The organism is Arthrobacter sp. 35W, assembly GCF_000482545.1.
GTDB lineage: Bacteria > Actinomycetota > Actinomycetes > Actinomycetales > Micrococcaceae > Specibacter.
Genome location: NZ_KI519455.1, coordinates 207,317 through 233,050, shown reverse-complemented (window position 1 = coordinate 233,050; position 25,734 = coordinate 207,317). Strand labels below are relative to the sequence as shown.

29 protein-coding genes are annotated in these 25,734 nt (G+C 65.0%); 23 read left to right on the top strand and 6 right to left on the bottom strand.

Annotated elements, in window-relative coordinates:
- Position 1 precedes the first annotated feature (1 nt).
- From rplR to glmM, 18 genes are all read left to right on the top strand, one after another.
- Positions 2 to 373: a 50S ribosomal protein L18 gene (gene rplR, locus K254_RS0113205; protein ID WP_026555763.1), complete on the top strand. Its 372-nt coding sequence runs from the start codon at positions 2 to 4 to the stop codon at positions 371 to 373.
- Positions 374 to 399: 26 nt separating this feature from the next.
- Entirely contained in the window at positions 400 to 1,089 is a 690-nt protein-coding gene (rpsE, locus tag K254_RS0113200; protein ID WP_196810964.1) for a 30S ribosomal protein S5, read from the top strand.
- Positions 1,089 to 1,301, top strand: a complete 213-nt coding sequence (gene rpmD / locus K254_RS0113195; RefSeq protein ID WP_026555761.1) for a 50S ribosomal protein L30 — start codon at positions 1,089 to 1,091, stop codon at positions 1,299 to 1,301. The genes rpsE and rpmD overlap by 1 nt, the downstream gene beginning before the upstream one ends.
- 2 nt (positions 1,302 to 1,303) lie before the next feature.
- Complete coding sequence (gene rplO, locus K254_RS0113190) at positions 1,304 to 1,786, top strand: 50S ribosomal protein L15 (RefSeq protein ID WP_051389216.1); 483 nt, start codon at positions 1,304 to 1,306, stop codon at positions 1,784 to 1,786.
- Between the two features lie 205 nt (positions 1,787 to 1,991).
- Complete coding sequence (gene secY, locus K254_RS0113185) at positions 1,992 to 3,317, top strand: preprotein translocase subunit SecY (RefSeq protein ID WP_026555759.1); 1,326 nt, start codon at positions 1,992 to 1,994, stop codon at positions 3,315 to 3,317.
- Positions 3,318 to 3,322: 5 nt separating this feature from the next.
- Positions 3,323 to 3,892, top strand: coding sequence for an adenylate kinase (locus tag K254_RS0113180; RefSeq protein WP_196811032.1), 570 nt, complete (start codon positions 3,323 to 3,325; stop codon positions 3,890 to 3,892).
- A gap of 124 nt (positions 3,893 to 4,016) precedes the next feature.
- Entirely contained in the window at positions 4,017 to 4,853 is an 837-nt protein-coding gene (gene map / locus K254_RS0113175) for a type I methionyl aminopeptidase (protein ID WP_026555757.1), read from the top strand.
- Positions 4,854 to 5,109: 256 nt separating this feature from the next.
- Positions 5,110 to 6,102 carry a P1 family peptidase gene (locus K254_RS23210; RefSeq protein WP_051389215.1) on the top strand — a complete coding sequence of 331 codons (993 nt, stop codon included), beginning with the start codon at positions 5,110 to 5,112 and terminating at the stop codon, positions 6,100 to 6,102.
- 267 nt (positions 6,103 to 6,369) lie between these two features.
- Positions 6,370 to 6,591, top strand: a complete 222-nt coding sequence (gene infA, locus K254_RS0113165; RefSeq protein ID WP_009358723.1) for a translation initiation factor IF-1 — start codon at positions 6,370 to 6,372, stop codon at positions 6,589 to 6,591.
- Positions 6,592 to 6,620: 29 nt separating this feature from the next.
- Positions 6,621 to 6,734 (top strand): 50S ribosomal protein L36, encoded by a 114-nt coding sequence (rpmJ, locus tag K254_RS0113160; RefSeq protein WP_011775570.1) that lies wholly within the window; start codon positions 6,621 to 6,623, stop codon positions 6,732 to 6,734.
- Between the two features lie 183 nt (positions 6,735 to 6,917).
- Positions 6,918 to 7,295, top strand: coding sequence for a 30S ribosomal protein S13 (gene rpsM, locus K254_RS0113155; RefSeq protein WP_026555756.1), 378 nt, complete (start codon positions 6,918 to 6,920; stop codon positions 7,293 to 7,295).
- Between the two features lie 99 nt (positions 7,296 to 7,394).
- Positions 7,395 to 7,796, top strand: coding sequence for a 30S ribosomal protein S11 (gene rpsK, locus K254_RS0113150; RefSeq protein WP_026555755.1), 402 nt, complete (start codon positions 7,395 to 7,397; stop codon positions 7,794 to 7,796).
- A 155-nt stretch (positions 7,797 to 7,951) separates the two neighbouring features.
- Positions 7,952 to 8,962 (top strand): DNA-directed RNA polymerase subunit alpha, encoded by a 1,011-nt coding sequence (locus tag K254_RS0113145; RefSeq protein WP_026555754.1) that lies wholly within the window; start codon positions 7,952 to 7,954, stop codon positions 8,960 to 8,962.
- 83 nt (positions 8,963 to 9,045) lie between these two features.
- Entirely contained in the window at positions 9,046 to 9,570 is a 525-nt protein-coding gene (gene rplQ / locus K254_RS0113140) for a 50S ribosomal protein L17 (protein WP_026555753.1), read from the top strand.
- A 47-nt stretch (positions 9,571 to 9,617) separates the two neighbouring features.
- Complete coding sequence (truA, locus tag K254_RS0113135) at positions 9,618 to 10,508, top strand: tRNA pseudouridine(38-40) synthase TruA (protein WP_026555752.1); 891 nt, start codon at positions 9,618 to 9,620, stop codon at positions 10,506 to 10,508.
- Between the two features lie 276 nt (positions 10,509 to 10,784).
- On the top strand, positions 10,785 to 11,228 hold the full coding sequence (gene rplM, locus K254_RS0113130; protein ID WP_026555751.1) for a 50S ribosomal protein L13: 444 nt from the start codon (positions 10,785 to 10,787) through the stop codon (positions 11,226 to 11,228).
- A gap of 37 nt (positions 11,229 to 11,265) precedes the next feature.
- Positions 11,266 to 11,781: a 30S ribosomal protein S9 gene (gene rpsI / locus K254_RS0113125; protein WP_026555750.1), complete on the top strand. Its 516-nt coding sequence runs from the start codon at positions 11,266 to 11,268 to the stop codon at positions 11,779 to 11,781.
- A 310-nt stretch (positions 11,782 to 12,091) separates the two neighbouring features.
- Positions 12,092 to 13,444, top strand: coding sequence for a phosphoglucosamine mutase (gene glmM, locus K254_RS0113120; RefSeq protein ID WP_026555749.1), 1,353 nt, complete (start codon positions 12,092 to 12,094; stop codon positions 13,442 to 13,444).
- A 96-nt stretch (positions 13,445 to 13,540) separates the two neighbouring features.
- Here the strand turns inward: glmM and mscL are convergent, their stop codons facing one another.
- The 3 genes from mscL to coaA form a co-directional block, all read right to left on the bottom strand.
- Entirely contained in the window at positions 13,541 to 13,930 is a 390-nt protein-coding gene (gene mscL / locus K254_RS0113115; protein WP_026555748.1) for a large conductance mechanosensitive channel protein MscL, read from the bottom strand.
- Positions 13,931 to 14,036: 106 nt separating this feature from the next.
- Entirely contained in the window at positions 14,037 to 14,945 is a 909-nt protein-coding gene (locus K254_RS0113110; RefSeq protein WP_051389214.1) for a M15 family metallopeptidase, read from the bottom strand.
- Positions 14,946 to 14,948: 3 nt separating this feature from the next.
- Positions 14,949 to 15,917, bottom strand: coding sequence for a type I pantothenate kinase (gene coaA / locus K254_RS0113105; RefSeq protein ID WP_026555746.1), 969 nt, complete (start codon positions 15,915 to 15,917; stop codon positions 14,949 to 14,951).
- Between the two features lie 131 nt (positions 15,918 to 16,048).
- Here coaA and glmS point away from each other — a divergent pair, with 131 nt between their 5' ends.
- From glmS to K254_RS0113080, 5 genes are all read left to right on the top strand, one after another.
- A complete protein-coding gene (gene glmS, locus K254_RS0113100) occupies positions 16,049 to 17,950 on the top strand; it encodes a glutamine--fructose-6-phosphate transaminase (isomerizing) (protein WP_026555745.1) in 1,902 nt (633 codons plus the stop codon).
- 267 nt (positions 17,951 to 18,217) lie between these two features.
- The gene (locus tag K254_RS0113095; RefSeq protein WP_026555744.1) at positions 18,218 to 18,565 is read left to right on the top strand and encodes a holo-ACP synthase; all 348 of its coding nucleotides are present in this window, start codon (positions 18,218 to 18,220) and stop codon (positions 18,563 to 18,565) included.
- Positions 18,566 to 20,140, top strand: coding sequence for an NAD(P)H-hydrate epimerase (locus tag K254_RS23205; RefSeq protein ID WP_035750180.1), 1,575 nt, complete (start codon positions 18,566 to 18,568; stop codon positions 20,138 to 20,140).
- Between the two features lie 59 nt (positions 20,141 to 20,199).
- Positions 20,200 to 21,234 (top strand): L-glyceraldehyde 3-phosphate reductase, encoded by a 1,035-nt coding sequence (mgrA, locus tag K254_RS0113085; protein ID WP_026555743.1) that lies wholly within the window; start codon positions 20,200 to 20,202, stop codon positions 21,232 to 21,234.
- 192 nt (positions 21,235 to 21,426) lie between these two features.
- On the top strand, positions 21,427 to 22,512 hold the full coding sequence (locus tag K254_RS0113080; RefSeq protein WP_026555742.1) for an inositol-3-phosphate synthase: 1,086 nt from the start codon (positions 21,427 to 21,429) through the stop codon (positions 22,510 to 22,512).
- An 86-nt stretch (positions 22,513 to 22,598) separates the two neighbouring features.
- Here K254_RS0113080 and K254_RS0113075 read toward each other — a convergent pair whose 3' ends face one another.
- The 3 genes from K254_RS0113075 to K254_RS23200 are packed head-to-tail and all read right to left on the bottom strand — an operon-like array spanning position 22,599 to position 25,734.
- Entirely contained in the window at positions 22,599 to 23,495 is an 897-nt protein-coding gene (locus K254_RS0113075; RefSeq protein ID WP_026555741.1) for a carbohydrate ABC transporter permease, read from the bottom strand.
- The gene (locus K254_RS0113070) at positions 23,495 to 24,421 is read right to left on the bottom strand and encodes a carbohydrate ABC transporter permease (RefSeq protein ID WP_026555740.1); all 927 of its coding nucleotides are present in this window, start codon (positions 24,419 to 24,421) and stop codon (positions 23,495 to 23,497) included. The genes K254_RS0113075 and K254_RS0113070 overlap by 1 nt, the downstream gene beginning before the upstream one ends.
- Positions 24,422 to 24,423: 2 nt before the next feature.
- On the bottom strand, positions 24,424 to 25,734 hold the full coding sequence (locus K254_RS23200; protein ID WP_051389213.1) for an ABC transporter substrate-binding protein: 1,311 nt from the start codon (positions 25,732 to 25,734) through the stop codon (positions 24,424 to 24,426).

The following is a 25,734-nucleotide window of genomic DNA, read 5'->3' as shown; positions in this document are numbered from 1 at the left end:
CATGGCACTGTCCATTAAAGGCAAGTCCAAGCAGGCCGCACGCGGCCGCCGCCACCTGCGCGTCCGCAAGCGCATCACCGGTACCGCGGTTCGCCCGCGTCTGGTGGTCAACCGCTCTGCACGCCACGTATTCGTTCAGGTCGTTGACGACAGCCAGGGTGTAACCGTGGCTTCGGCCTCGACCCTCGAAGCCGACCTGCGCGCATTTGACGGTGACAAGACCGCCAAGGCCAAGCGCGTTGGCGAGCTCGTTGCCGAGCGCGCAAAGAAGGCCGGAATCGACGCCGTTGTCTTCGACCGCGGTGGCAACCGGTACCACGGCCGCATCGCAGCCGTCGCTGACGGTGCACGCGAAGGTGGTCTGGCACTGTGAGCGAAAACGTTAACAAGGAGAACACTGTGTCTGAAGCAACTGCAGCTGACACCGCAACCACCGAGACGGCAGCTGCTGCAACCGACGACCGCCGCGGCGGCCGCGGTGAGCGCGGCGCCCGCGGCGGCCGTGATGGCGGCCGTGGCGGCCGTGATGGCGGCCGTGGCGGCCGTGACGGTGGCCGCGAGGCCGAGAAGAACCAGTTCGTTGAGCGCGTTGTAAACATCAACCGCGTCGCCAAGGTCGTCAAGGGTGGTCGTCGCTTCAGCTTCACCGCTCTCGTCGTCGTCGGCGATGGCAACGGCATGGTTGGCGTTGGCTACGGCAAGGCCAAGGAAGTTCCCGCGGCCATCGCCAAGGGCGTTGAAGAGGCCAAGAAGTCCTTCTTCAAGGTTCCGCTGGTCGGCACCACGGTTCCCCACCGCGTACAGGGTGAGGCCGCTGCCGGCGTCGTCATGCTGCGTCCGGCTTCCGCCGGTACCGGTGTTATCGCTGGTGGTCCGGTTCGCGCCGTACTGGAATGCGTTGGCGTGCACGATGTGCTCTCCAAGTCCCTCGGTTCCTCGAACGCCATCAACATTGTTCACGCAACGGTTGATGCTCTGAAGCGCCTGGAAGACCCCAACGCAGTTGCAGCCCGCCGTGGCCTGCCGCTGTCCGAGGTTGCCCCGGCTGTGCTGCTGCGCAACATGCAGCAGCAGAAGGCGGGTGCGTAATGTCTACACCTAAGAACATCAAGGCTTCCGACGCGAAGCTGGCTATTACCCAGATCAAGTCCACCATTGGTGGCAAGCAGAACCAGAAGGACACCCTTCGCTCATTGGGTCTGAAGCACATCGGACACACCGTTGTCCGTACGGCTGACGCAGTGACCGTTGGCATGATCAACACGGTTCCGCACCTTGTAAAGGTTGAGGAGGCGAAGTAATCATGGCAACTGAAAAGAAGACTGAAGCAGCTGCTGAGAAGCAGACTGCGCTCAAGGTCCACCACCTGCGTCCCGCTCCGGGTGCCAAGACGGCTAAGACCCGTGTTGGCCGCGGTGAGGGTTCCAAGGGTAAGACGGCTGGCCGCGGTACCAAGGGTACCAAGGCTCGCTACCAGGTAAAGGCTGGCTTTGCCGGCGGCCAGCTGCCGCTGCACATGCGCCTGCCGAAGCTGCGCGGCTTCAAGAACCCGTTCCGGGTCGAGTTCCAGGTTGTAAACCTGGAGAAGCTCAACGAGCTCTTCCCCGAAGGTGGCGTTGTCACCGTGGAGAACCTGGTTGAGAAGGGTGCCGTTCGCAAGAACCAGCCCGTGAAGGTGCTCGGCACCGGCGACATCACCGTCAAGGTTGACGTCACGGTCCACGCTTTCTCCTCCAGCGCTGCTGAGAAGATCGCTGCTGCCGGCGGAAGCACCACGGAACTCTAGAGTTCCTCGGTGTCTTCACCTAGCGACTAGACTCTTGGTGGACGGGATTTCCCGTCCACCAAGGGTCTTTTGCTTTTTCTGACAGATCCCTGATCGTTCCTGCGCACTGGTCACAGTTTCAGTGCGAGGTACGTCACCTATTAGACTCACTCTCTGGGCCTCAATTCCTGACGCCCATCGGAACCACTACATATCAGGAGGACGCTTGCTTACCGCATTTGGCCGCGCCTTTCGCACGCCTGATCTGCGACGCAAGTTGTTGTTCACGCTGGGAATCATCGCCATCTTCCGCCTGGGTGCCTTCATTCCCTCGCCGGGAGTGAACTACCGCAATGTCCAGGCATGCGTGAACGCCGCTGACACGAACCAGGGTATCTACCAGCTGGTGAACCTGTTCAGTGGTGGCGCTTTGCTTCAGGTCTCCATCTTCGCGTTGGGCATCATGCCCTACATCACCGCCAGCATCATCATCCAGCTGCTGCGTGTGGTCATTCCCCGTTTCCAGGAACTCCACCTGGAAGGCGCCCAGGGACAGGGCCAGCTGACGCAGTACACGCGTTACCTGACCATCGCCCTCGGCCTGCTCAACGCCACCACTTTGATCACGCTGGCCCGCTCCGGGCAGCTCCTTGGCGGCTGTGGCGCCTCCGGCACTGCCGGCGCCATCATCCCCAACGACTCCCTGATCACCACAGTCCTGTTGATCATCACCCTGACGGCCGGCACCGGCCTGATCATGTGGATGGGCGAGCTCGTCACCGAAAAGGGTGTCGGCAACGGCATGTCCCTGCTCATCTTCACGGCCATCGCCGCGCAGTTCCCGACCTCCCTGGGCGCCATCATCAAGACCAAGGGCTGGGGCGTCTTCCTGACAGTGCTGCTCATCGGCCTTGTCGTAGTGGCTCTCGTGGTGTTCGTCGAGCAGTCCCAGCGCCGCGTTCCGGTCCAGTACGCCAAGCGCATGGTGGGCCGCCGCACGATGGGTGGCACCAGCACATACATCCCGATCAAGGTCAACATGGCCGGCGTGATTCCTGTGATCTTCGCCTCATCCATGCTGTACCTGCCCGCCCTGTTGGCACAGTTCGCCACCCCCACCGACGGCAGCCCGATTCCGGGCTGGGTCCAGTGGATTACAGCGAATCTGACCAAGGGCGACCACCCCATCTACATGACGCTGTACTTCGTGATGATTGTGTTCTTTACGTACTTCTATGTCGCCATTACTTTCAACCCTGAGGAAGTATCTGACAACATGAAGAAGTACGGCGGGTTCATCCCGGGTATCCGTGCCGGCAAGCCGACGGCGGATTACCTCCAGTACGTTATTTCGCGCATCACACTGCCCGGAGCCTTCTACCTTGGTTTCGTGGCGTTGATTCCGTTGATTGCCCTGGTGCTCATCCAGGCCAACCAGAACTTCCCGTTCGGCGGCACCTCGCTGCTGATCGTGGTCGGCGTCGGGTTGGAGACGGTCAAGCAGATTGATGCGCAGCTCCAACAGCGCCACTACGAAGGGTTATTGCGATGACGAGAATGCTGATTATTGGTCCGCCTGGATCGGGCAAGGGCACGCAGGCGGAGCGGATCTCCGAGCGCCTCGGCGTCGTAGCCATCTCCACCGGTGACATCTTCCGCGCCAACGTCAAGGGCGAGACCCCGCTGGGCATCGAAGCGAAGAAGTACATCGACAACGGCGACTTCGTGCCGGACTCGGTCACCAACAAGATGGTCCGCGACCGTCTCCAGGAGGGCGACGTCGAGGACGGCTTCCTCCTGGACGGCTACCCGCGCACCACCGCGCAGGTGGACGAGCTCGATGACATCCTGGCCTCGACCGATTCCAAGCTGGACGTCGTCGTGCAGTTGACGGCCGACGACGAGGAACTGGTGGCACGCCTGCTGGGCCGCGCGATCGAGACCGGCCGCAGCGATGACAACGAAGCTGTCATCCGCCACCGTCTGGACCTGTACCACGAGCAGACCGAAGCCGTGGTGGCGCGCTATGCCGAGCGCGGCATCCTCAGCCGTGTCGATGGCATCGGTGCCATCGATGAGGTCACTGACCGCGTGATGAACGCGATCAGCCAGGCCCAGGGCGCCTAGGCTGCCTTCCACCGCATGATCTCGACAGGGCTCCTTCCCGCTGGGGAGGAGCCCTGTTTTTTGCCTCTGCAGCACCCTGCACCGCCAGCGTGCGGCCAACCAGTTTGATTGAAGGGACACCGTCATGGCATTTGGCCAGCCACGGATTGAATACAAGACCACAGCGCAAATGCGCACCATGCACCAGGCCGGGCTCATCCTTGACGATGCCCTGGGCCAGGTGCTCGCGGCGGCCTCGCCAGGTGTCACGACCGGTGAGCTGGACGCCGTCTTCGCCGCCGCGCTGAAGGCCGCCGGTGCCACCTCCAACTTCCTGGGCTACCACGGCTACCCCGGCACCATCTGCACCTCGATGAATGAGGAAGTGGTGCACGGCATTCCGGGCTCCCGCGTCCTTGCGGCCGGAGACGTGCTCTCCGTCGACGGCGGCGCCGTGGTTGATGGCTGGCACTCGGACTCGGCACGGACCACCATTGTGGGTGGGCCGGGCGCCGAGGACCCGGCGGACCGCCGCCTGAGCGACATCACCGAGGAATCAATGTGGCGGGGCATCGCCGCCATGGCCACGGGGAAGTTTGTCGGTGACATCGGCTGTGCCATCGATGACTACGTCAGCGCCCAGCCGGGCAAGCGTCTGGGCATTCTTGAGGACTACGTGGGCCACGGCATCGGCACCGAGATGCACATGGCCCCGGATGTGCTCAACTACCGGTCGAAGCACCGCGGCCCCAAGCTGCGTCCGGGCCTGTGCCTGGCCATCGAGCCGATGCTGGTCCGCGGCGGTCTGGAAACGGCCACACTGGCCGATGACTGGACAGTTGTCACCACAGACCGCGCCCGCGCGGCGCACTGGGAGCATTCGGTGGCCGTGCACGACGGCGGCATCTGGGTTCTGACTGCTGCCGACGGCGGTGCCGCCAGGCTCGCGCCGCTGGGCGTCACGCCCGTTCCGCTGGGCTAGAACCCGGCTGCGCCCCCGCACCGAAGCGCCCCACACTGCCCAGCTGCAGTGTGGGGCGCTTTCTTGTGCCGGCGGCAGGCCCGGCCGCCACGTCCCACGCCGACAGCTCCGGGCCCAGCGGCAGCCGGGGTATTCCGCACATGGCACGGCGCCGGATAGATTTGATGCGTTCCGCCCCTTTGGCGCCGTGCCGTTGTGGTGTGGGCGCCGGGGTGCCCGCAGGTCCCCGGACAACGACGACGGGCGGGTGCGGCTGATGGGCAGCGAGTGGGGTTCCCTTACGGATGTACCGGGCATCAAGGTCGGCCAGGTGGAACGGATCGGCGATGGCTGGCTGAGCGGCGTCACTGTCGTGCTGCCGCCACCGGGGACGATCGGCGGCGTCGACGTGCGCGGCGGCGGTCCGGGCACCCATGAAACGGATGCACTGTCGCCCACCACCCTGGTGCCCACCGTCGACGCCGTCGTCCTCACCGGTGGCAGCGCCTATGGGCTGGCCGCGGCGGGAGGCACCCAGCGCTGGTGCGAGGAACAGGGGAGGGGATTTCCCGTTCCTGGCGGCGTGGTCCCCATCGTACCGGCGGCAGCGATCTTCGACCTCGGACGGGGAGGAGACTTTGCCGCCCGCCCCGGCGACGCGATGGGCTACGCTGCTGCGGCCGCGGCGGGTGGCAGCGGCGACGGCGCCGCCGTCGGACGCGGGAATGTGGGGGCGGGCACCGGGGCGGCCATTGGCGCCGGTGCGTTCAAGGGCGGCGTAGGGACCGCCTCGCTGCGGCTCAGCGGCCCGAACTCCTCCGTCGTCGTGGCAGCTCTGGCCGTGGTGAACGCCGCGGGGCTGCCCTGGGCCGGCCCCGGCCCAGCGGCCGGCCGGACCGCAGCGCCGCGGGACATGTTTGGCGGCGCGGGGGAGGGGTTGAATACGACGCTGGCCGTGGTGGCGGTCAATGCGGTGCTGACGCCCGCCGAAGCCACCCGGACCGCAACGGCGGCCCACGCCGGGATGGCGCGGGCGCTCAATCCGGTCCACACGCTGGCCGACGGCGACACCATCTTCGTGCTGGCCACGGGTGCAATGGCGCTGGATGCCTCGGCGCACGGGCCGGTCGCGGCCATGATCGAACTGCAGAGCGCGGCTGCGGAGGTGCTCCGGCTGGCAATCGCCGACGGCGTGGCCAGCGCCACCGCCGTCGACACACCCTCGGGCAGGCTCGAACCCTTTGCCCCCCAGGGCACATTCGAACCCTAGAGGATACAGCACTCCGCCCGGCTGCAGCGCCCGCGATTTAACTTAATCGGCGCTGTGCCGTAGAGTTGGTTGTTGGTTGTCTGTGCCCAGGCGCATCTACGTGCTCTTCACAGCCGGTCTGCTTGCAGATCGGATGTGTTGAAGTGTGTTGAATGTCCGCCCGGTGCCCGCATGGCCACCAAAAATCAGTAGTAAATCGTAGCTGTCAGCATGCGTTTCCGACATGGATCCGCACCGGTGGCGGCCGAACAAAAGTTAGCGGAGGATATGGCCAAGAAAGACGGGGTCATTGAGATCGAGGGCGTTGTGACCGAGGCTCTGCCCAATGCGATGTTTCGCGTTGAGCTGACCAACAAGCACATCGTTCTTGCCCATATCTCAGGAAAAATGCGCCAGCACTACATTCGTATCCTTCCTGAGGACCGAGTAGTGGTGGAGCTAAGCCCTTACGACCTCACCCGTGGTCGTATTGTCTACCGCTACAAATAACCCAACTGCAAAACACGCAAAGGAACGCCATGAAGGTTAAGCCGAGCGTCAAGCAGATCTGCGATAAGTGCAAGGTGATTCGCCGCAACGGTCGAGTCATGGTGATCTGCGAGAACCCGCGCCACAAGCAGCGTCAGGGCTAATTTCCTCTCTCTGAGGAAACCCCGGGCATCTGCTCACGTCAGTAATTAAAGGCAGCACAAGCTGGGAGTACGACGGAAGAAATTCCGCAACGGCCCAGCGGACCCCTGGTCGGAGGCCAGGGCCACACGGATTGTGTGGGTGTACTGCCTACGACCTCCGGTTTACACAAGGAGCAAGCCACTATGGCACGTCTCGCTGGCGTAGACCTTCCCCGCGAAAAGCGGTTGGAAGTAGCGCTTACATACATCTACGGCGTGGGCAAGACCCGTGCACACGAAGTCCTGGCCGACACGGGGATCTCCCCGGACGTCCGCGTCAAGGACCTCACGGACGCTGAACTGGTTCAGCTGCGTGACTACATCGAGGGTAACTACAAGGTTGAGGGTGACCTTCGCCGCGAGGTTGCAGCCGACATCCGCCGCAAGGTCGAGATCGGCAGCTACCAGGGTATCCGCCACCGTCGTGGCATGCCCGTACACGGCCAGCGCACCAAGACCAACGCTCGCACCCGCAAGGGCCCGAAGCGCACGGTTGCTGGCAAGAAGAAGGCCGGCCGTTAATCCCCACTTGCTTCCTAAAACCGCTGGCGCGGTTTCAGGAAACCTGGCAAGTGTGGGCCCAGCGCCCCGCAACCCAAAAAACTTTCTGTAGGAGAAAAAATGCCCCCGAAGACTCGTGGAGCGGTTCGTAAGCCGCGTCGCAAGGATAAGAAGAATATCGCGCTTGGCCAGGCGCACATCAAGAGCACCTTTAACAACACCATCGTGTCCATCACGGACCCCAGTGGTGCAGTCATCTCGTGGGCATCTGCCGGCGAGGTTGGCTTCAAGGGCTCACGCAAGTCCACTCCCTTCGCTGCCCAGATGGCTGCCGAGGCCGCTGCAAAGCGCGCCCAGGAGCACGGCCTGCGCAAGGTTGACGTGTTTGTAAAGGGTCCGGGTTCCGGACGCGAGACGGCCATCCGTTCGCTGCAGGCTGCTGGTCTTGAGGTTGGCTCCATTCAGGATGTCACCCCCAGCGCCCACAACGGCTGCCGTCCCCCGAAGCGCCGCCGCGTCTAACGCCTAACGCTGTGTGAGTTGGCCTTCCCGTCCGCGGGTCCGAATTCGTTTCGGTCCGCACGGGAGGGCCAACTTAACAGGCGTTAAGTTCTAGACCGCCATTTCCACTACCTGTGTTGCGTCATATAGCGGATGCTCGCTGAAAGGAAAACCAAGTGCTCATTGCACAGCGCCCCACCCTGTCTGAAGAAGTAGTCTCCGAAAACCGCTCCCGGTTCGTCATTGAGCCGCTGGAGCCCGGCTTCGGTTACACCTTGGGCAACTCCCTCCGTCGGACCCTGTTGTCCTCCATCCCCGGCGCGGCTGTCACCAGCATCCGGATCGATGGCGTGCTGCACGAGTTCACCACGGTTCCCGGTATCAAGGAAGATGTCACTGAGATCATCCTGAACATCAAGAACCTCTCGGTGTCCTCCGAGCACGACGAGCCCGTCGTGGCCTACCTGCGCAAGCAGGGCCCCGGCGTCGTCACCGCTGCGGACATTGCTCCGCCGGCCGGTGTGGAGTTCCACAACCCGGATCTGCACATTGCCACGCTGAACTCGAAGGGCAAGTTCGAACTCGAACTGACCATCGAGCGCGGCCGCGGCTACGTTTCCGCTGCCCAGAACAAGTCCGGCGACCAGGAGATCGGCCGCATCCCGGTCGACTCCATCTACTCGCCGGTTTTGAAGGTGACCTTCCGCGTGGAAGCCACCCGTGTTGAGCAGCGCACCGACTTCGACCGCCTGGTGGTTGACGTGGAGACCAAGCAGGCCATCGCCCCGCGCGATGCCATTGCCTCCGCCGGCACCACCTTGGTTGAGCTGTTCGGCCTGGCCCGCGAGCTGAACACCGCTGCCGAAGGCATCGAGATCGGCCCGTCCCCGACGGACGCCGCTCTGGCTGCCGACATGGCCCTGCCGATCGAGGATCTGGACCTCACCGTCCGTTCCTACAACTGCCTCAAGCGTGAGGGCATCCACTCCGTGGGTGAACTCGTTGCTCGCTCCGAGGCTGACCTGATGGACATCCGCAACTTCGGTGCCAAGTCCATCGACGAGGTCAAGGCGAAGCTCGTCGAGCTCGGTCTTTCCCTGAAGGATTCCCCTCCAGGATTCGATCTCGCAGCACGCGCCGCAGCCATTGATGAGAACGACGACGCCTTCGGCGACGACGAACTCTAAAGACGAACAACTTACTTCGGCCCAGCGGAAGGACCCGGATTCCGGGCTCCCTCCACTAGGCCAACACTTGAGGAGATAACACCATGCCTACCCCCACTAAGGGTCCGCGCCTCGGAGGCAGCCCGGCGCACCAGCGTCTCATGCTGGCCAACCTGGCTGCAGCCCTGTTCGAGCACAAGCGCATCACCACCACGGTGACCAAGGCCAAGCGCCTGAGCCCGTACGCCGAGCGTCTGGTCACCTTCGCCAAGCGCGGAGACCTGGCTTCCCGCCGTCGTGTCCTCGGCCTGATCGCCGACAAGGGCGTCGTCCACGAGCTGTTCACCGACATTGCCAAGGCAGTGGAGAACCGCGACGGTGGCTACACCCGCATCACCAAGATTGGCAACCGCAAGGGCGACAACGCTCCCATGGCCGTCATCGAACTGGTTCTGGAGCCGGTCAGCGCCAAGCAGGCCGTTGTGAAGGAAGCCACCGCTGCTGCTGCAAAGGCTGCTCCCGTTGAGGAAGCTCCCGTTGTTGTAGAGGCCGAAGAGACCGCAGCCGTTGAGGCCGAGGTTGTCGAAGCCGAAGCCGCAGAGGTCGAAGACACCAAGGAAGCAAAGTAACTTTGCGCCATTGGCAGTGAGTGCCGCCTACCAAGTAACGTAGAGGCATGAGCTCGCAGAAACCCGTCATACCCCGAGAGGGGGATGGCGGGTTTCTTCGCATCCGCCTCGATCTTGCCTACGACGGCGGGCCGTTCAGCGGATGGGCCGTGCAGCCGGGCCGGCGCACCGTCCAGGGCGTCCTGGAGGAGGCGTTGGCGCTGATGCTGCGCCGCCCCTTCCGCGTGAACGTCGCGGGGCGCACCGACGCCGGCGTGCATGCCCGCGGCCAGGTGGTGCACCTGGACCTGAGTCCCGAGGAGTGGGACGGCATCCGCCGCGGACACGACATGGATCCGGCCGAGGCGCTGCTGCGCCGCCTGCGCGGCGCCCTGAACCGGTGCCTGGGCGACCTCCACGGGGCCATCGAGGTCCACAGGGTGTCCGTGGCCCCGGAGGGCTTCGACGCCCGCTTCTCGGCCATGTGGCGCCGCTACAGCTACCGGATCGCCGACGCCAACACCCGGTGGGATCCACTGACCCGCCACAGCACCCTGTGGCACAAGGCGCCCCTCGACGTGGAACTGATGAATGCCGAAGCACAGTCCGTGCTGGGGGTGCAGGACTTCCGGGCCTTTGCCAAGCCCCGCGAGGGTGCCACCACCATCCGCGAACTCCAGCGATTCACCTTCAGCCGGGGGGACAACGGCATCATCACCGTTGACATCCAAGCCGACGCCTTCTGCCACAACATGGTGCGTGCCCTGACCGGCGGCGCCATGCGCGTCGGAGAGGGGCTCGAGCCCCCGGGGTGGATGCGCCTGCGCCTGGGCGTGGGGGAGCGGGACGCCAAATCCATCCTGGCCGGACCCCATGCACTGGTGCTGGAGGAGGTCCGCTACCCGGCCGACGCCGGCATGGGTGCCAGGGCCGATCTGACCCGCGCCAGACGCGAGTAGCTGGGCACTTTTTTGCCAAACCGCCCCCCTGTGTTAAAGGCCGCTTTGACCAATGGTGCCCGAACCGGCTATTGTTGGTAGTCGTTGTGCGTGTCCTTTCTCGATAATCCACGCCCGCTGAAGGTCCGGTTGCAGGACCATGGATTCGGCCGGGTGCCATCGGGACGATTATGGATAACTGGTGGTAGAGCCCTCACCTCTGTTCCGGTAACGCATAGATAGCAGGCGTAACCATTCTGTGACGCCCCCTAAGAACAAGAAACGAAGGCAGAAACCGTGCGTACGTACACCCCGAAGCCCGGCGACATCAACCGCCAGTGGCACGTCATTGACGCCACCGACGTTGTCCTCGGCCGTCTTGCAAGCCAGACCGCAATCCTGCTGCGCGGAAAGCACAAGCCGACCTTTGCATCCCACATGGACATGGGCGACTTTGTCATCATCATCAACGCCGAGAAGGTTGCCCTGACCGGCGCCAAGCTCGAGCAGAAGCGCGCATACCGCCACTCGGGCTACCCGGGCGGTCTCTCCAGCGTGAACTACGCAGAACTGCTGGAGTCCAACCCGGTCCGCGCCGTCGAGAAGGCCATCCGTGGCATGCTCCCGAAGAACTCCCTTGCCGCACAGCAGATCGGCAAGTTGAAGGTCTACCGGGGTGCATCGCACCCCCACGCTGCACAGCAGCCGAAGACCTTCGAAATCACCCAGGTCGCCCAGTAGTCCTGGCCACCAACCCAAATATTTATCAAGGAGAATCGTGGCTCAGAACACTGAAGAGCTGAACACCGAGGCCGTCGTGGCTGAGGAAGAAGTACTGACCAGCTACACCTCGGAGTCCGCTCCGGCCGGTGACGCTGCCCCCAAGAAGGAGCGCCCGGCCCTGACGGTTGCCGGCGCAGCCGTTGGCCGCCGCAAGCAGGCCATCGCCCGCGTTCGCGTCGTTCCGGGTTCCGGCAAGTGGATCGTCAACGGCCGCGAGCTGTCCGACTACTTCCCGAACAAGCTGCACCAGCAGGAAGTCAACGAGCCCTTCCGCATCCTGGATCTGGATGGCGCCTACGACGTCATCGCCCGCATCCACGGTGGTGGCCCCTCCGGCCAGGCCGGCGCACTGCGTCTGGGCGTTGCTCGTTCCTTGAACGAGATCGACACCGAGAACAACCGCGCGACCCTGAAGAAGGCCGGCTTCCTGACTCGTGACGCCCGCGTCATCGAGCGCAAGAAGGCTGGTCTCAAGAAGGCCCGCAAGGCACCCCAGTACTCCAAGCGCTAAATCTGCGCTTTCCCCAACGGCGATCGCTGGCGCGATTGCCGTTGGGGCCACTCAGCGATATTTAGCGCTTGGCTCCACAAGCGCTTGGATCGCTGGCCAAAAAGGCCGGTCGCTTTTGCGACAGGCCTTTTTGGCGTTTAAGGGGCGGCGCGCCGTGGTGCGCGGGGTTTGCTGGCAACTTTGCGCAGAAGCTGTTCTGCGCAAAGTTGGGCGGAAACTCCGTGCAGAACGGCACCTCCGGCGGCTCCGGTGGACGTGCCGCGGCCCCGCTTGGGGGCCGGGGAGGCGCCCGTGCCCTAAACTGGGGAGGATGTCTAGACTATTTGGAACCGACGGTGTCCGCGGGCTGGCCAACGGTCTGCTGACCGCCGAGCTTGCCCTTTCCCTCGCACAGGCTGCCGCCGTCGTGCTGGGCCACGAGCAGATGGCGGAGGGCAAACGCCCGCGCGCCGTGATTGCCCGCGACCCGCGCGCCAGCGGTGAGTTCATCGGTGCTGCCGTTGAAGCGGGTCTGGCCAGCGCCGGCGTGGACGTCTACGACGCCGGTGTGCTGCCCACACCGGCCGCAGCCTTCCTGATCGCCGATCTGGGCGCAGACTTTGGCGTGATGATTTCCGCCTCGCACAACCCCGCACCCGACAACGGCATCAAGTTCTTCGCCCGCGGCGGGCACAAGCTTGCCGATGAGGTCGAGGACGCCATCGAGGCGCAGCTGGCCAATGAAGTCTTCCGCCCGGTCGGCATCGACGTCGGCCGCATTGCCCGCTTCGCCGACGCCGAGGACCGCTACATCGTCCACCTGCTTTCGACGCTGCCCAACCGCCTGGATGGCGTGAAGGTGGTGCTCGACTGCGCGCACGGTGCGGCCAGCGGCTGCTCGCCCCATGTCTTCGCCGACGCCGGCGCCCAGGTTGTGGTCATTGGCGCCGAGCCGGACGGGTTGAACATCAACGACGGCGTGGGTTCCACCCATCTGGAGAAGCTCCAGGCCGCAGTGCTTGAGCATGGTGCCGATCTGGGCATCGCCCACGACGGCGATGCCGACCGCTGCCTGGCCGTTGACCACGAGGGCACCGTCATTGACGGCGACCAGATCATGGCCATCCTGGCTGTTGCGCTGAAGGAATCCGGCGAGCTCAAGGACGATGTCCTGGTGGCGACGGTCATGAGCAACCTCGGCCTGAAGATTGCCCTGCGCAATGCCGGCATCACCATCCGTGAGACGGCCGTCGGCGACCGCTACGTGCTGGAGGAAATGCGACGCGGGGGGTACAGCCTCGGCGGCGAGCAGTCCGGCCATGTGATCTTCTCCGAGTACGCCACCACGGGCGACGGCGTCCTGACAGGGCTCCAGCTGGCAGCCCAGGTGGTCCGCACGGGCAAGACCTTGAAGGAACTGTCCCAGGTCATGTCCAAGCTGCCGCAGCTGATGATCAACGTCCCGGATGTGGACAAGAACCGTGCGTCGTTCGACACGGGCGTTACGGCCGCCGTCGCCGCGGCAGAAGCCGAGCTGGGGGACACGGGACGGGTGCTGCTGCGCCCCTCCGGCACCGAGCCGCTGGTTCGGGTCATGGTGGAGGCCGCCGACATGGAAACGGCCACCCGCATCTGCACCCAGCTGGCCGGCGTCGTCCAGGAACGCCTGGGCCTGCAGCGCTGACAGCAGCAACAGCAGCAACAGCATTAAATGCCGGTGGGCGGGGAATCCTTGAAGGATTCCCCGCCCACCGGCATTTGTGCGGCGTTGGTGCCTTGGTCAGCCCCGGCGCAGAGCGTCGCGGATTTCGGTTAGGAGCACAGTCTGCTCGTCAACCTCCGCAACAATCTCCTCGACGGGACGCCGTGCGGCAGCGCGGGCCTTCATGTGGTTGATGGGGAGCACAATGGCGAAGTACAGGGCAATGGCAACCAGCAGGAAGTTCAGCAGCGCCTGCAGGACGGAGCCCACCGAGAACTCGGCGCCGTTGAGGACAAAATTGCCCACATGGGAAATGTCCGGTTTGCCAAAGATGGCCGCAATCATCGGCGTGATGATGCCTTCAACGAGAGCGGTGACAACGGCACTGAACGCAGCACCGATGATGACACCAACAGCGAGATCAATAGCATTTCCGTGGGATATGAATTCCTTGAATCCTTTGAGCATGCCCCCAAGCTACAGCACGCAGTGGGACAAGAATGCATACATTGGGCAATATTCTGGCGACGTGTCGGACACGATCCCGGGGTCCGAAACTGCGCCTCAACGGTGCTCAGCCGTAGTCCGGCGCCGATCCTGTGCCCAGATATTCTTCGTAGGTTGCGACTGAGCGCTGCACCAGGTCCGTGGCCAGTTCGACGCCCACATAGCGCAGATGCCACGGCTCGGCGTAGTAGCCCGTCACGGGGTGGCTGCCCAGTGGATACCTGACGATGAAGCCATAGCGGTGGCCGTTGGCTGCGGCCCACTGGGCTGCGGCGGTCTGTGCGAAGCAGGGGGAGAGCTGGCAGGATGCCGCGGCCGCGGCATCGCCAATGTCCAAGGTCAGGCCGCTCTGGTGTTCGGAATAGCCGGGGCGGGCCGACTTGGTGTCTGCCTCGGCTACGCCGCCAGCCGCAGCATAGGAGGCGTACAGGCCGGTCTGGACGGCGTAGGAGCGGTAGCTGCTGAGCACCGTCATCGCCACCCCATCGGCCGCGGCATCGGCAAACATGCGGGAGACGGCGGCAGCGGCCTCGGAACGCAGCAGCACCGGTTCGGAACTCGCGGACCGGACATCCGGCGCAACCAGATCGGGCGGAATGAAGTCCAACGGATCCAAGGGATGGTGCTTGTTCACCAGCACCCAGGGACTCAGCGGATCCGTCAGCGAATGCTGGGCGGCCAGGGAGCGCGCGGGTGACTGTGGACCCGGCACCAGCGTGGCGGCCGGAGGCTCTGTGGGCGCTGCGGTGGGCACCGAGGTGGCCGCGGGGGAGGCCGAAGCCGTTGGCTGCGCGGCCGGCGTCGGGAGCCGGCCGAAGAACGGGGTGGATGCAGTGCTCTCTGCCGGCGATGGGCCGGCCTCCGGGGCCGGCTGCTGCGGTGCGCAGGCAGCCAAGGTGCCCAGCAGTGCGGCGGCGGCGACGGCGGCCGCCAATCTGGCCAGTGGGTGCGGACCGGCGCCGCGGCGGTGTGCCATGAACTACGTCTTGCGCAGGAGCATGCGGCGGATGGAGTGGTCGGCCTCTTTGGTCAGCACCAGCTGGGCCCGTCCGCGCGTGGGGATGACGTTTTCGATCAGGTTCGGCTCGTTGATCCGCTTCCAGATGCCCAGTGCCGTCTCCACGGCTTCGACGTCGGAGAGCCCCGCATAGCGCCGGAAGTACGATTCCGGGTTGCTGAATGCACTGGTGCGCAGTGAGCGGAACCTGTCCACGTACCACTGCTCGATGTAGGAGGTCTTGGCATCGACGTAGATGGAAAAGTCGAAGAAGTCGCTGACCGCCAGGCCGGAGCGGCCATCGTGGCGTGGGCGGGCCGGGGCAAGGACATTCAGGCCCTCTACGATGAGGACATCCGGGCGGCGGACCACCACTTCCTTGCCGGGGACGATGTCATAGGTCAGATGCGAGTACCAGGGGGCCCGGACCTCTTCCGCGCCGCCCTTGACCTCGCTGACGAAGCGCAGCAGGGCGCGCTGGTCGTAGGACTCGGGGAAGCCCTTGCGTTCCATCAATCCTCGCCGCGCCAGTTCCGCGTTGGGGTAGAGGAAGCCGTCCGTTGTGACAAGTTCCACATTGGGAGTGTCGGGCCAGCGGCGGAGCATCTCGCGCAGCACGCGTGCCGTTGTGGATTTGCCCACAGCCACCGAGCCGGCGACGCCAATGACGAAGGGGGTCCGCCGCATGCTCTCACCCAGAAAGGTGGTGGTGGCGGCATGCAGCGAGCCGGCCGCGCCCACATAGAGGTTCAGCAGGCGCGAGAGGGGAAGGTAGACCTCGCGGATCTCCTTCATGTTCAGCTTTTCGCCCAGACCCCGCAGCCGGGCAATGTCCTCCTCATTGAGGGGCTGTTCGATGGTGTCGGAAAGCCGGGACCAGGTGGTGCGGTCCAGTTCCACGAAGGGGGAGGCGCCCTCCCCGTTCGCGGACTCGTGTCGTTGCGAAGTCACCCTAGTGATTCTGCCTTGTCAGCGATTGTTCACGAAATAGAGGTGTTTTCCAGCACCAGGCTTTCCCGGAAGGGCCCAAAGACGCTAAGATCCCACATCCTCCCTCTGGTGCGGGCGCTAATCTTGACCCTATGTGTGGAATCGTTGGGTATGTAGGCCGAGTTTCTGAGAATGGCACCGGATCGCTTCACGCGCACGGTGCCCTGGATGTGGTGCTGGAGGGACTGCGCCGGCTGGAGTACCGCGGCTACGACTCCGCGGGCGTGGCGGTGCTGGCCGATCACAGCATCTCCTCCCGGAAGAAGTCCGGAAAGCTGGCCAACCTGCTGGCCGAGCTGGAGGCCAATCCGCTTCCCGAGGCCACCACCGGAATTGGCCACACCCGGTGGGCCACCCACGGCGGTCCGACGGACCAGAACGCCCACCCGCACCTGGCGGACGGTGGACAGCTGGCATTGATCCACAACGGCATCATCGAGAACTTTGCCGAGCTCAAGCACCAGCTGCTGACCAAGGGCTACACCTTTTCCTCCGACACGGACACCGAGGTGGCCGCGGCCCTGCTCGGGGACATCTACCGCACCCTCGTCGACGCCGGCCAGAAGGAGGGCGCGCTGACCCGGGCCATGGAAATGGCCTGCCAGAAGCTGGAAGGCGCCTTCACCCTGCTGGCCATCCACGCCGACGTCCCCGGCGTCGTGGTGGCGGCACGCCGCAACTCGCCGCTCGTGGTGGGCCTGGGCGAGGGGGAGAACTTCCTCGGCTCCGACGTCTCCGGTTTCATCGACTACACCCGCCGCGCCGTGGAACTGGGCCAGGACCAGATCGTCACCATCACCCCTGACTCCGTGGAGATCACCGACTTCCACGGGCTGCCCGCACAGGGCAAGGAATACCTGGTGGACTGGGACGCCGCTGCCGCAGAAAAGGGCGGCTACCCCTCCTTCATGGAGAAGGAGATCAACGACCAGCCCGACGCCGTCGCGCAGACCCTGCTGGGCCGCTCCGATGAGCACGGCCTGCTGACCCTGAACGAGCTGCGCATCGACGCGGAACTGCTCAAGAGCGTGGACAAGATCATTGTGCTGGCCTGCGGAACCTCCGCCTATGCCGGCCAGGTGGCCAAATATGCCATCGAGCGCTGGTGCCGGATCCCCACGGAGGTGGAGCTCTCGCACGAGTTCCGCTACCGGGATCCGATTGTCACCGACACCACGCTGATCGTCTCCATCTCCCAGTCGGGGGAAACCATGGACACCCTGATGGCCGTCCGCTACGCCCGCGAACAGGGCGCCAAGACGGTGGCCATCTGCAATACGAACGGCTCCACCATTCCGCGCGAATCCGACGCCGTGCTCTACACGCACGCCGGCCCCGAAATCGCCGTCGCCTCCACCAAGGCCTTCCTGGCCCAGATCACAGCGGCCTACCTGCTGGGCCTGTATTTGGCACAGCTGCGCGGCAACCTCTTCCAGGGCGAGATCAAGGACATCCTGGCCGATCTGGCCAAGATGCCGGCAAAGATCCAGCAGATCCTGGACCACTCGGGGGAGATCAAGGAACTGGCCCGCTCCATGGCCGACACCAGGAGCGTGCTGTTCCTGGGCCGCCACGTGGGGTTCCCGGTGGCGATGGAAGGCGCGCTCAAGCTCAAGGAGCTGGCCTACATCCACGCCGAGGGCTTCGCCGCCGGCGAGCTCAAGCACGGCCCGATTGCCCTGATCGAGGAGGGCCAGCCGGTGTTCGTGGTGGTTCCGTCCCCGCGCGGACGCGATTCGCTGCACGCCAAGGTGGTCTCCAACATCCAGGAGATCCGCGCCCGCGGCGCCAAGACCATTGTCATTGCCGAAGAGGGCGACGAAGCGGTCAGGGCCTATGCCGAGCACGTCTTCTACATCCCGCAGACGACGCCGCTGCTGGCGCCGCTGCTGACCACGGTGCCGCTGCAGCTCTTTGCCTGTGAGCTGGCCACGGCCAAGGGCTATGACGTGGACCAGCCGCGCAATCTGGCCAAGTCCGTCACCGTCGAGTAGCGGACCACCAAGCACAAGACCGGAAGCCGCGGTGCCGCCCCACAGGGGAGGCGCCGCGGCTTCCGGCGTTGGGGCACCTCGAGCACTAGCGCCGTCGCGCTCTCCCCAACGTCGCTTCGCTCCGTTGGGGCCCCTCGAGCACTAGCGCCGTCGCGCTCTCCCCAACGTCGCTTCGCTCCGTTGGGGCCCCTCGAGCACTAGCGCCGTCGCGCTCTCCCCAACGTCGCTTCGCTCCGTCGGGGCCCCTCGAGCACTAGGCTGGGGATCATGATTATTGGCATCGGTGTGGACGTGGTGGACATTGAGCGTTTTGGCGGCCAGCTGGAGCGCACCCCTGGGTTGCGGGACAGATTGTTTGTGCCGGCCGAACGAAACCTGAACACCAGATCCCTCGCGGCACGGTTCGCCGCCAAGGAATCGGTGGCGAAGGCTCTTGGCGCACCTGCAGGCATGAACTGGCAGGACTGCTGGATCGGTCTGGACGAGCACGGTCCCACCATCCAGGTGAAGGGCACCGTGGCGGCCGTGGCCAAGGCCAAGGGCGTCAAGCGCTGGCACGTGTCCATGAGCCACGATGGCGGCATCTCCACCGCCATGGTGATCGCCGAGGGCTAGATGCTCGCCGCCTACACGGGAACCGACGTCCGAGCCGCCGAGGCGCCCCTGCTGGCGGCCGGCCGCGGTGGTGAGCTCATGGCCCGCGCGGCCCATGGTCTGGCCGTGGAAGTGGCGCGGATGCTGCGGGCGCGCCGCGGGCGCGTGTACGGCTCGCGCGTGGCCATCCTGGCCGGTGCCGGAAACAACGGCGGAGACGCCCTGTACGCGGGCGCCGAGCTGGCTGCCCGGGGCGCGCGTGTGGTGGCGCTGCTGGCCACCGCGCGGATCCATGAGGCGGCGTTGGCCGCGTTCCATGCTGCCGGGGGCCGGAGCCTGCCGTTGGAGGCAGGCCCGGCGGTTGGTGCCGGCGGCGGGCCGTCATCCGGTGCATCGTCCGCCATTCTTGGGGAGTTTCTGGCGGAGGCCGCCGCTGCCGATGTGCTGCTTGACGGTCTGCTGGGCACCGGCGGCCGTGGACCGCTGCGCGGCCCTGCGGCCATCGTGGTGCATGCCCTCGCGGGGATGCCGGGCCCCATGGTGGTGGCGGTTGACCTGCCCAGCGGCCTCGACGCCGACACCGGCCACTGCACCTCCGAGGTACTGCGGGCCGATGCCACTGTGACCTTTGGCGCCGCCAAGGCTGGGCTGCTCCTGCCGCCCGGCGAGGGCCATGCCGGGCGGATCCACGTCGTGGACATCGGCCTGGCGCCATGGCTTGAAATCCCCGCCGTGCGCCGGCTGGAAGCCGGGGATCTGGCGCTTCTGCTGCCCTCGCCCACCCGGGACAGCCACAAGTACCGCCGCGGCGTGCTGGGGATCGCGGCGGGATCCAAGCGCTATCCCGGTGCCGCCGTGCTCAGCACCGGCGCAGCGGTTGCGTGCGGGGCGGGCATGGTGCGCTTCCTTGGTCCGGAACCGGTGGCACGGCTCATCCATGCCGCCCATCCGGAGGTGGTGGTTGGAAGTGGGTCCGTGGCGGAGAACCACGTGCAGGCCTGGCTGGTCGGGCCGGGGATCGACGGCGGCATGGACGGCGGCGAAGACCAGGCACAGCATGCCCGCGATGCCATGGCCAGCTCGCTGCCCACAGTGGTGGATGCCTCGGCGCTGCCCTTGGTGGAAACGGGGCTGTGGCCCGGCGTCATCCTGACGCCCCATGCCGGTGAGCTGGCCGCATTGCTGTCCCGCCTGGACGGGGAAACCACCCGGACCGCGGTGGAAGCCGACCCGCACGGTTGTGCCACCAAAGCCGCGGCGCTGACCGGCGCCACAGTGCTGCTGAAAGGTGCCACGACCATCGTGGCTGCACCGGACGGAACAGTGTTCAGCCAGGCCGACGGGACGCCATGGCTGGCGACGGCGGGCAGCGGGGACGTGCTGGCCGGCATCCTCGGTGCGCTGGCGGCGGCGCTGGCGGACGACGTCGAACGCTTCTCCCGCCTGGGCATCCCGGCAGGCGGGAAGTGGGCGGCCATCGCCGCCATGGCGGCCAGCCTGCACGGCCGGGCGGCCGCGGCGGTTGGCGGTCCGCTGCATGCCGGGGCGCTGTCCGGGGTCCTGCCGGCCGTCTGGCGGTCGCTGGCGGGCGGCTGACGGCCGACACTATCCGACTTAGTCCAAGAGCACCGTCGTGGAGGTGGCAGGATGAAGACATGACCTACCACGCCGCGGAAAACCGCTACGAAAACATGCCCTACAGACGCGTTGGCCGCAGTGGACTCAAGCTCCCCGCCATCTCCCTGGGTCTGTGGCACAACTTTGGCGATGACAAGCGCTTCGACGAGCAGCGCGACATCCTGCGCCGTGCCTTCGACCTGGGCGTCACGCACTTCGACCTGGCCAACAACTACGGCCCGCCGGACGGTTCCGCCGAGACGAACTTTGGCCGCCACCTCAAGGACGACTTCGCTCCGTACCGCGATGAGCTCGTCATCTCCACCAAGGCCGGCTATTACATGTGGCCTGGCCCGTACGGCGAGTGGGGCTCCCGCAAGAACCTGCTGGCTTCCCTGGACCAGTCCCTGGGCCGGATGGGCCTGGACTACGTGGACATCTTCTACAGCCACCGCCCGGACCCGGAGACTCCGCTGGAGGAGACCATGGGGGCTCTGGACTACGCAGTGCGCTCGGGCAAGGCCCTCTACGCCGGCATTTCCTCCTACACGCCCGAGCAGACCATCGAGGCGGCCCGGATCCTGAAGGAACTGGGCACCCCGCTGCTGATCCACCAGCCGTCCTACTCGATGCTGAACCGCTGGACCGAGAACGGCACGCCCAACCTCTACGAGGCGCTGGAAAGCGTTGGCGCCGGTTCCATCGCGTTCTCGCCGCTGTCGCAGGGCCTGCTGACCGACAGGTACCTCAAGGGCGTGCCGGCTGATTCGCGGGCGGCCAAGGCCCGCTTCCTCTCCGACTCCAACCTCACCGAGGAAACCATGGAGCGCGTGCACGGGCTGAACAGCATTGCCGCGGGCCGCGGCCAGTCGCTGGCACAGATGGCCATCGCCTGGATCCTCCGCGACCAGCCCAAGGGGACTCCCGTCACCTCTGCTCTGGTGGGGGCCTCCAGCGTGGCGCAGCTGGAAAACAACCTGGCCGCTCTGGACAACCTGGCCTTCAGCAGCGAGGAATTGACGGCGATCGACCAGTTCGCCGTCGAATCAGACATCAATCTCTGGGGCAAGTAGATAACCCGTTCCTCTTGACGGATGAACGCAACAGTGCTCGGGGAACAAATCCACCCCGGGCACTGTTGGCTAGAATGAAGAGGGCGCCAATCGGGCGCCAGGTCCGGAAGCGCGCCGCTGACTGCGGCGAACTGCGGTAAGACACCACATTGAATGCTGGCCGGGCCCTTGTGCAGATTTAGAAGGAGTTCCGTGTCCAATCATCCTATTCGGGTTGCCATTGTTGGAGTGGGGAACTGTGCCGCATCGCTGGTACAGGGCGTCACGTACTACCAGAATGCAGACCCGCAGGCCACGGTGCCCGGACTCATGCATGTCGAGTTTGGCAAGTACCACGTCAATGACGTGACGTTTGCTGCCGCGTTCGACGTGGACAGCAAGAAGGTGGGCCTGGATCTCTCGGACGCCATCGGCGCCAGCGAGAACAACACCATCAAGATTGCCGACGTCGCGAATCTGGGCGTCACCGTCCAGCGCGGGCACACCCTTGACGGACTGGGCAAGTACTACCGCGAGACCATCGTGGAGTCCGACGCCGAGCCCGTCGACATCGTTGCCGCCCTGCGTGAAGCCGCCGTCGACGTGATGGTCTGCTACCTCCCCGTCGGTTCCGAGGACGCCGCCAAGTTCTACGCCCAGGCGGCCATCGACGCCGGCGTTGGCTTCGTCAACGCTCTGCCGGTCTTCATCGCCGGCACCAAGGAGTGGGCCGACAAGTTCACCGCCGCCGGTGTTCCCATCGTGGGCGATGACATCAAGAGCCAGATCGGTGCCACCATCACGCACCGCGTCATGGCGAAGCTCTTCGAAGACCGCGGTGTGACGCTGGACCGTACGTACCAGCTCAACGTCGGCGGCAACATGGACTTCAAGAACATGCTGGAGCGCGACCGCCTGGAATCCAAGAAGATCTCCAAGACCCAGGCCGTCACCTCCAACGTCGAGGCCGAGCTGCACGCCGACGACGTCCACATCGGCCCGAGCGACTACGTGGCCTGGCTGGACGACCGCAAGTGGGCCTTCGTGCGCCTTGAGGGCCGCAACTTCGGCGATGCCCCGGTGTCCCTGGAGTACAAGCTGGAGGTCTGGGATTCCCCCAACTCCGCCGGTGTCATCATCGACGCCATCCGTGCGGCCAAGATCGCCATGGACCGCGGCGTGGGCGGCCCCATCCTGTCCGCCTCCAGCTACTTCATGAAGTCCCCGCCGGAGCAGTACAACGATGACATCGCCAAGGAAAAGGTCGAGGCCTTCATCCGCGGCGACATCGAGCGCTAGGAACAGGCGCTGAAGAAGAATTCCGCTAAAGGGCTGGGCCCCTGCCAATTGGCAGGGGCCCAGCCCTTTTTGCACGTCCGGTGCAGCTACTTGATGGAGCCGCGCATGACGCCGGAGATGACCCAGCGCTGGGCGAACAGGTACACGAGCAGCAACGGCGCCAGGGCCATCAGGTACGAGGCGAATGCCGTCGCGTAGTCCGTGTTGAACTGGCTTTGGAACACGTACTGGACCAGCGGCAGCGTGCGGGTGTCCGGGTTGGAGAGGATCACCAGCGGGAGCAGGAAGTCGTTCCAGGCCCACAGGCAGGTCAGGATGCCCACCGTGGCGTTCATCGGCGTCAGCAGCGGAAAGATCACCTTGCGGAAGGTCGTCCAGACGGAGGCGCCGTCCATGATGGCCGCCTCCTCCAGTTCGCCCGGGATGGACTTGATGAAGGCCGTGTAGACGAAGACGTTGAAGCTGAGGCCGTAGACGGCGTAGAGCAGGAACAGGCCCACGGGATTGTCCAGACCTAGCAGCGCCGTCTCCTTGGTGACGGGCAGCATGATGATCGGGAACGGCACAAAGAGCGCGGCGATGAAGAAGTAGTACAGCCCCTTGAAGAAGGGCCTGTGCATATTGCGGGCGATGGCGTAGGCCACCATGGAGTTCGTCGCGATTGTCAGCACGACGGCGGCGACGGTCACGATGGAGGAGATGAGCAGGGCGTTGGGGAAGTTGGTCAGCGTCCACGCCGTGCTGAAGTTCTCCAGATGGACGCTGGTGGGCAGCTCGAAGCCGGTGCCACCGAGCTGGTCCGGGGATTTCAGCGCCGTGACCACCGTGAAGTAGAGCGGGATGAGGATGGTCATCGACAGGACGGCCACGAGGGCTGTCAGGGGCCAGTTGGCACCGTCAAGGCGGCGCTTGCGCCGCCGGGAAGCGGGGGCCGGGCTCTGCGGTGCTGCGGCGGCCTTGGGGGTACTGGTGACGGCGGACATTAGAAGTCGGCCTCCTTGCGTTGGAGGGTGCGCATTTGCAGCAGGGACAGGACCACAATGACCACCAGGTACACCACGGAGTTGGCCATCTGGTAGCCGTACTCGCCGCCCTGGAAGCCGCCGCGGTAGATGACCATGGCCACCGATTCCGTGGAGGTGCCGGGGCCGCCGCCGGTCAGGGCGACGATCTGGTCGAAGGCCTGCAGGAAGCCCTTGAGGGCCAGGACCATGTTGATGGTGAAGAAGCCGGAGATCATCGGGAAGGTGATCGAGCGGAACTGGCGCCACGGGGAGGCACCGTCAATGCTGGCGGCCTCGTAGAGCTCGCCGGGGACGGTCTGCAGCCCGGCAAGGTAGATGATCACGCTGAAGGCGATGGACTGCCACGAAGTCACACCCACGATGCCCAGCCAGGCCAGATCCGGGTTGGCCAGGATCGAGGTGGAGAGCCAATCGATGCCCAGGGCCTGCCCGATCAACGGCAGGTTGTTGGAGAGCAGGTAGTTGAAGACATAGCCCACGATCAGCACCGAGAGCACATTGGGGATGAAGAAGATCCCGCGGAAGGCCGTCTGGAACTTGATCTTCGAGTTCAGCAGCACCGCCACGAAGAGCGAGAGCACGTTGACCACGATGGTGGTGGTGACGGCGAAGAGGAAGGTGAACCCATAGGAGGAGAGCACCCGATCGTCCTGGAAGAGGTTGATGTAGTTCTCCAACCCCACAAAGCTCCACTCACCGTAGCCGGCGTAGTTGGTGAGGCTGAAGAACATTCCCGTCACGGTGGGGACGGTGTGCAGGACAACGAAGAGGACAAGTGCCGGGAGCACCATCCAGTAGAAGGTGCGGTTCACCTTGGTGCGGTGCGACCGCCGTGAGGCCGTGGCCCGCAGTGGGGCCGTCTTGGACAGGGTGGGGGAAGCCATGGCTACTGCCCTTCGTTCGATGAGGTGCGGGCAGCCACCTTGGCAAATTCATGGTCCACCCGGGAGAGGAACTCGTTCTCTTTCCCGTCGAGGATGAACTGCTGCAGGATGGCCGTGAAGGGGATGCTGGCGGGGATGTGGTGGTCGAAGAACCCCACCACGCGGCCGTCGGCGAAGAAGCCCTGGATGCCGGCCAGGCCCGGATCGGTGCTGGGGGCGGCGTCGACGACGGGGGTCAGGGACGACTGAGAGGCCGCATAGGCGTTCAGCACCGGGGTGCTCATCATGTATTCGATGAACTTCTTGGCTTCCACGGGGTGCTTGGTGTTGCGGCCCATGGCCAAGGTGACATCCACACCGGAGACCAGCGTGTTCTTGGCCGGGTCATTGGTGGTGGGGTAGGGGAAGGAACCCAGCTTGGCGTCGGGGTTGGCCGCACGGATGGCTGGGATGGCGTAGCTGCCCTGCAGGTACATGGCGGACTTGCCCGCGGCGAAGGCGGCGTTGCCATCGTTGTAGCCGGCGCTCTCGGCTCCGGGCTGGGCGTAGCTGAAGAGCTGCTTGAGCTTTTCAGCGGCCTCGCCACCATTCTTTTCAAAGCTGTAGCTGCCTGCCTCGGGCGTCCACTTGGGGGAGCGGATGTCCTTGAAGAAGTCCGGCGGCGTCAGGTTGCCGGCCAGGTTCACATAGGGCGGCGAGATGGTCCAGGCATCCTTGAGGGTGAAGTAGAAGGGGTTGACGCCATTGGCCTTGAAGGTGTCGGCTGCGGCGATCAACTCATCCCAGGTCTGGGGGACCGTTACGCCGTACTTGGCGAAGATTTCCGGGTTGAACAAAATGCCGCTGGCGTTGTTGGCGAAGGGAAGCCCATTGGTCTCTTGCCCGTGGCAGGTGCCCAGCCCATTGAGGATGTCCTGGACCGCGGGCTTCACCCGTGCGGCTGAAGGCAGCTCCGAGAGGTCGGCGAAAACGCAGGCCTTGGCCAAATCGGCGAAGTTGCCGTTGCCGTTGAGGGTCAGCACATCGGGCGTCTTGTCCTTGACCAGCAGGGTCCTGATGGCCGTGTCGGGGTCGGGGGCAGTGTTGATGACGATGTCGATGTTGGGATTCTCCGCCTCAAACGCGCTGACTATGCCCTGGAAGTTCTTGACGGCCTCGGGCTTGAACTGGAAGAAATCCAGGGTGACCTTGCCGCCGTCGGACGCTGAGCAGCCGCTGAGGGTGGCCGCGAGGGCCACCGCGACGACGGCGCCCACCATGCTGTTGAGGCGGAAGGGCTTGAGGCGCCGTGGCGGCGCCGGGGGGATGTTCAT

What these genes read in the sequence shown, in the direction of transcription:
- glmS (WP_026555745.1), top strand. Translation starts at nt 16,049, where the DNA reads ATGTGTGGAATCGTTGGGTATGTAGGCCGAGTTTCTGAGAATGGCACC.
- mgrA (WP_026555743.1), top strand. Translation starts at nt 20,200, where the DNA reads ATGACCTACCACGCCGCGGAAAACCGCTACGAAAACATGCCCTACAGA.
- rplR (WP_026555763.1), top strand. Translation starts at nt 2, where the DNA reads ATGGCACTGTCCATTAAAGGCAAGTCCAAGCAGGCCGCACGCGGCCGC.
- K254_RS23210 (WP_051389215.1), top strand. Translation starts at nt 5,110, where the DNA reads ATGGGCAGCGAGTGGGGTTCCCTTACGGATGTACCGGGCATCAAGGTC.
- glmM (WP_026555749.1), top strand. Translation starts at nt 12,092, where the DNA reads ATGTCTAGACTATTTGGAACCGACGGTGTCCGCGGGCTGGCCAACGGT.
- rpmJ (WP_011775570.1), top strand. Translation starts at nt 6,621, where the DNA reads ATGAAGGTTAAGCCGAGCGTCAAGCAGATCTGCGATAAGTGCAAGGTG.
- rplQ (WP_026555753.1), top strand. Translation starts at nt 9,046, where the DNA reads ATGCCTACCCCCACTAAGGGTCCGCGCCTCGGAGGCAGCCCGGCGCAC.
- K254_RS0113070 (WP_026555740.1), bottom strand. Translation starts at nt 24,421, where the DNA reads ATGGCTTCCCCCACCCTGTCCAAGACGGCCCCACTGCGGGCCACGGCC.
- rpsM (WP_026555756.1), top strand. Translation starts at nt 6,918, where the DNA reads ATGGCACGTCTCGCTGGCGTAGACCTTCCCCGCGAAAAGCGGTTGGAA.
- infA (WP_009358723.1), top strand. Translation starts at nt 6,370, where the DNA reads ATGGCCAAGAAAGACGGGGTCATTGAGATCGAGGGCGTTGTGACCGAG.
- rpmD (WP_026555761.1), top strand. Translation starts at nt 1,089, where the DNA reads ATGTCTACACCTAAGAACATCAAGGCTTCCGACGCGAAGCTGGCTATT.
- map (WP_026555757.1), top strand. Translation starts at nt 4,017, where the DNA reads ATGGCATTTGGCCAGCCACGGATTGAATACAAGACCACAGCGCAAATG.
- K254_RS23205 (WP_035750180.1), top strand. Translation starts at nt 18,566, where the DNA reads ATGCTCGCCGCCTACACGGGAACCGACGTCCGAGCCGCCGAGGCGCCC.
- truA (WP_026555752.1), top strand. Translation starts at nt 9,618, where the DNA reads ATGAGCTCGCAGAAACCCGTCATACCCCGAGAGGGGGATGGCGGGTTT.
- rpsK (WP_026555755.1), top strand. Translation starts at nt 7,395, where the DNA reads ATGCCCCCGAAGACTCGTGGAGCGGTTCGTAAGCCGCGTCGCAAGGAT.
- K254_RS0113110 (WP_051389214.1), bottom strand. Translation starts at nt 14,945, where the DNA reads ATGGCACACCGCCGCGGCGCCGGTCCGCACCCACTGGCCAGATTGGCG.
- mscL (WP_026555748.1), bottom strand. Translation starts at nt 13,930, where the DNA reads ATGCTCAAAGGATTCAAGGAATTCATATCCCACGGAAATGCTATTGAT.
- K254_RS0113095 (WP_026555744.1), top strand. Translation starts at nt 18,218, where the DNA reads ATGATTATTGGCATCGGTGTGGACGTGGTGGACATTGAGCGTTTTGGC.
- rplO (WP_051389216.1), top strand. Translation starts at nt 1,304, where the DNA reads ATGGCAACTGAAAAGAAGACTGAAGCAGCTGCTGAGAAGCAGACTGCG.
- K254_RS23200 (WP_051389213.1), bottom strand. Translation starts at nt 25,734, where the DNA reads ATGAACATCCCCCCGGCGCCGCCACGGCGCCTCAAGCCCTTCCGCCTC.
- K254_RS0113075 (WP_026555741.1), bottom strand. Translation starts at nt 23,495, where the DNA reads ATGTCCGCCGTCACCAGTACCCCCAAGGCCGCCGCAGCACCGCAGAGC.
- K254_RS0113180 (WP_196811032.1), top strand. Translation starts at nt 3,323, where the DNA reads ATGCTGATTATTGGTCCGCCTGGATCGGGCAAGGGCACGCAGGCGGAG.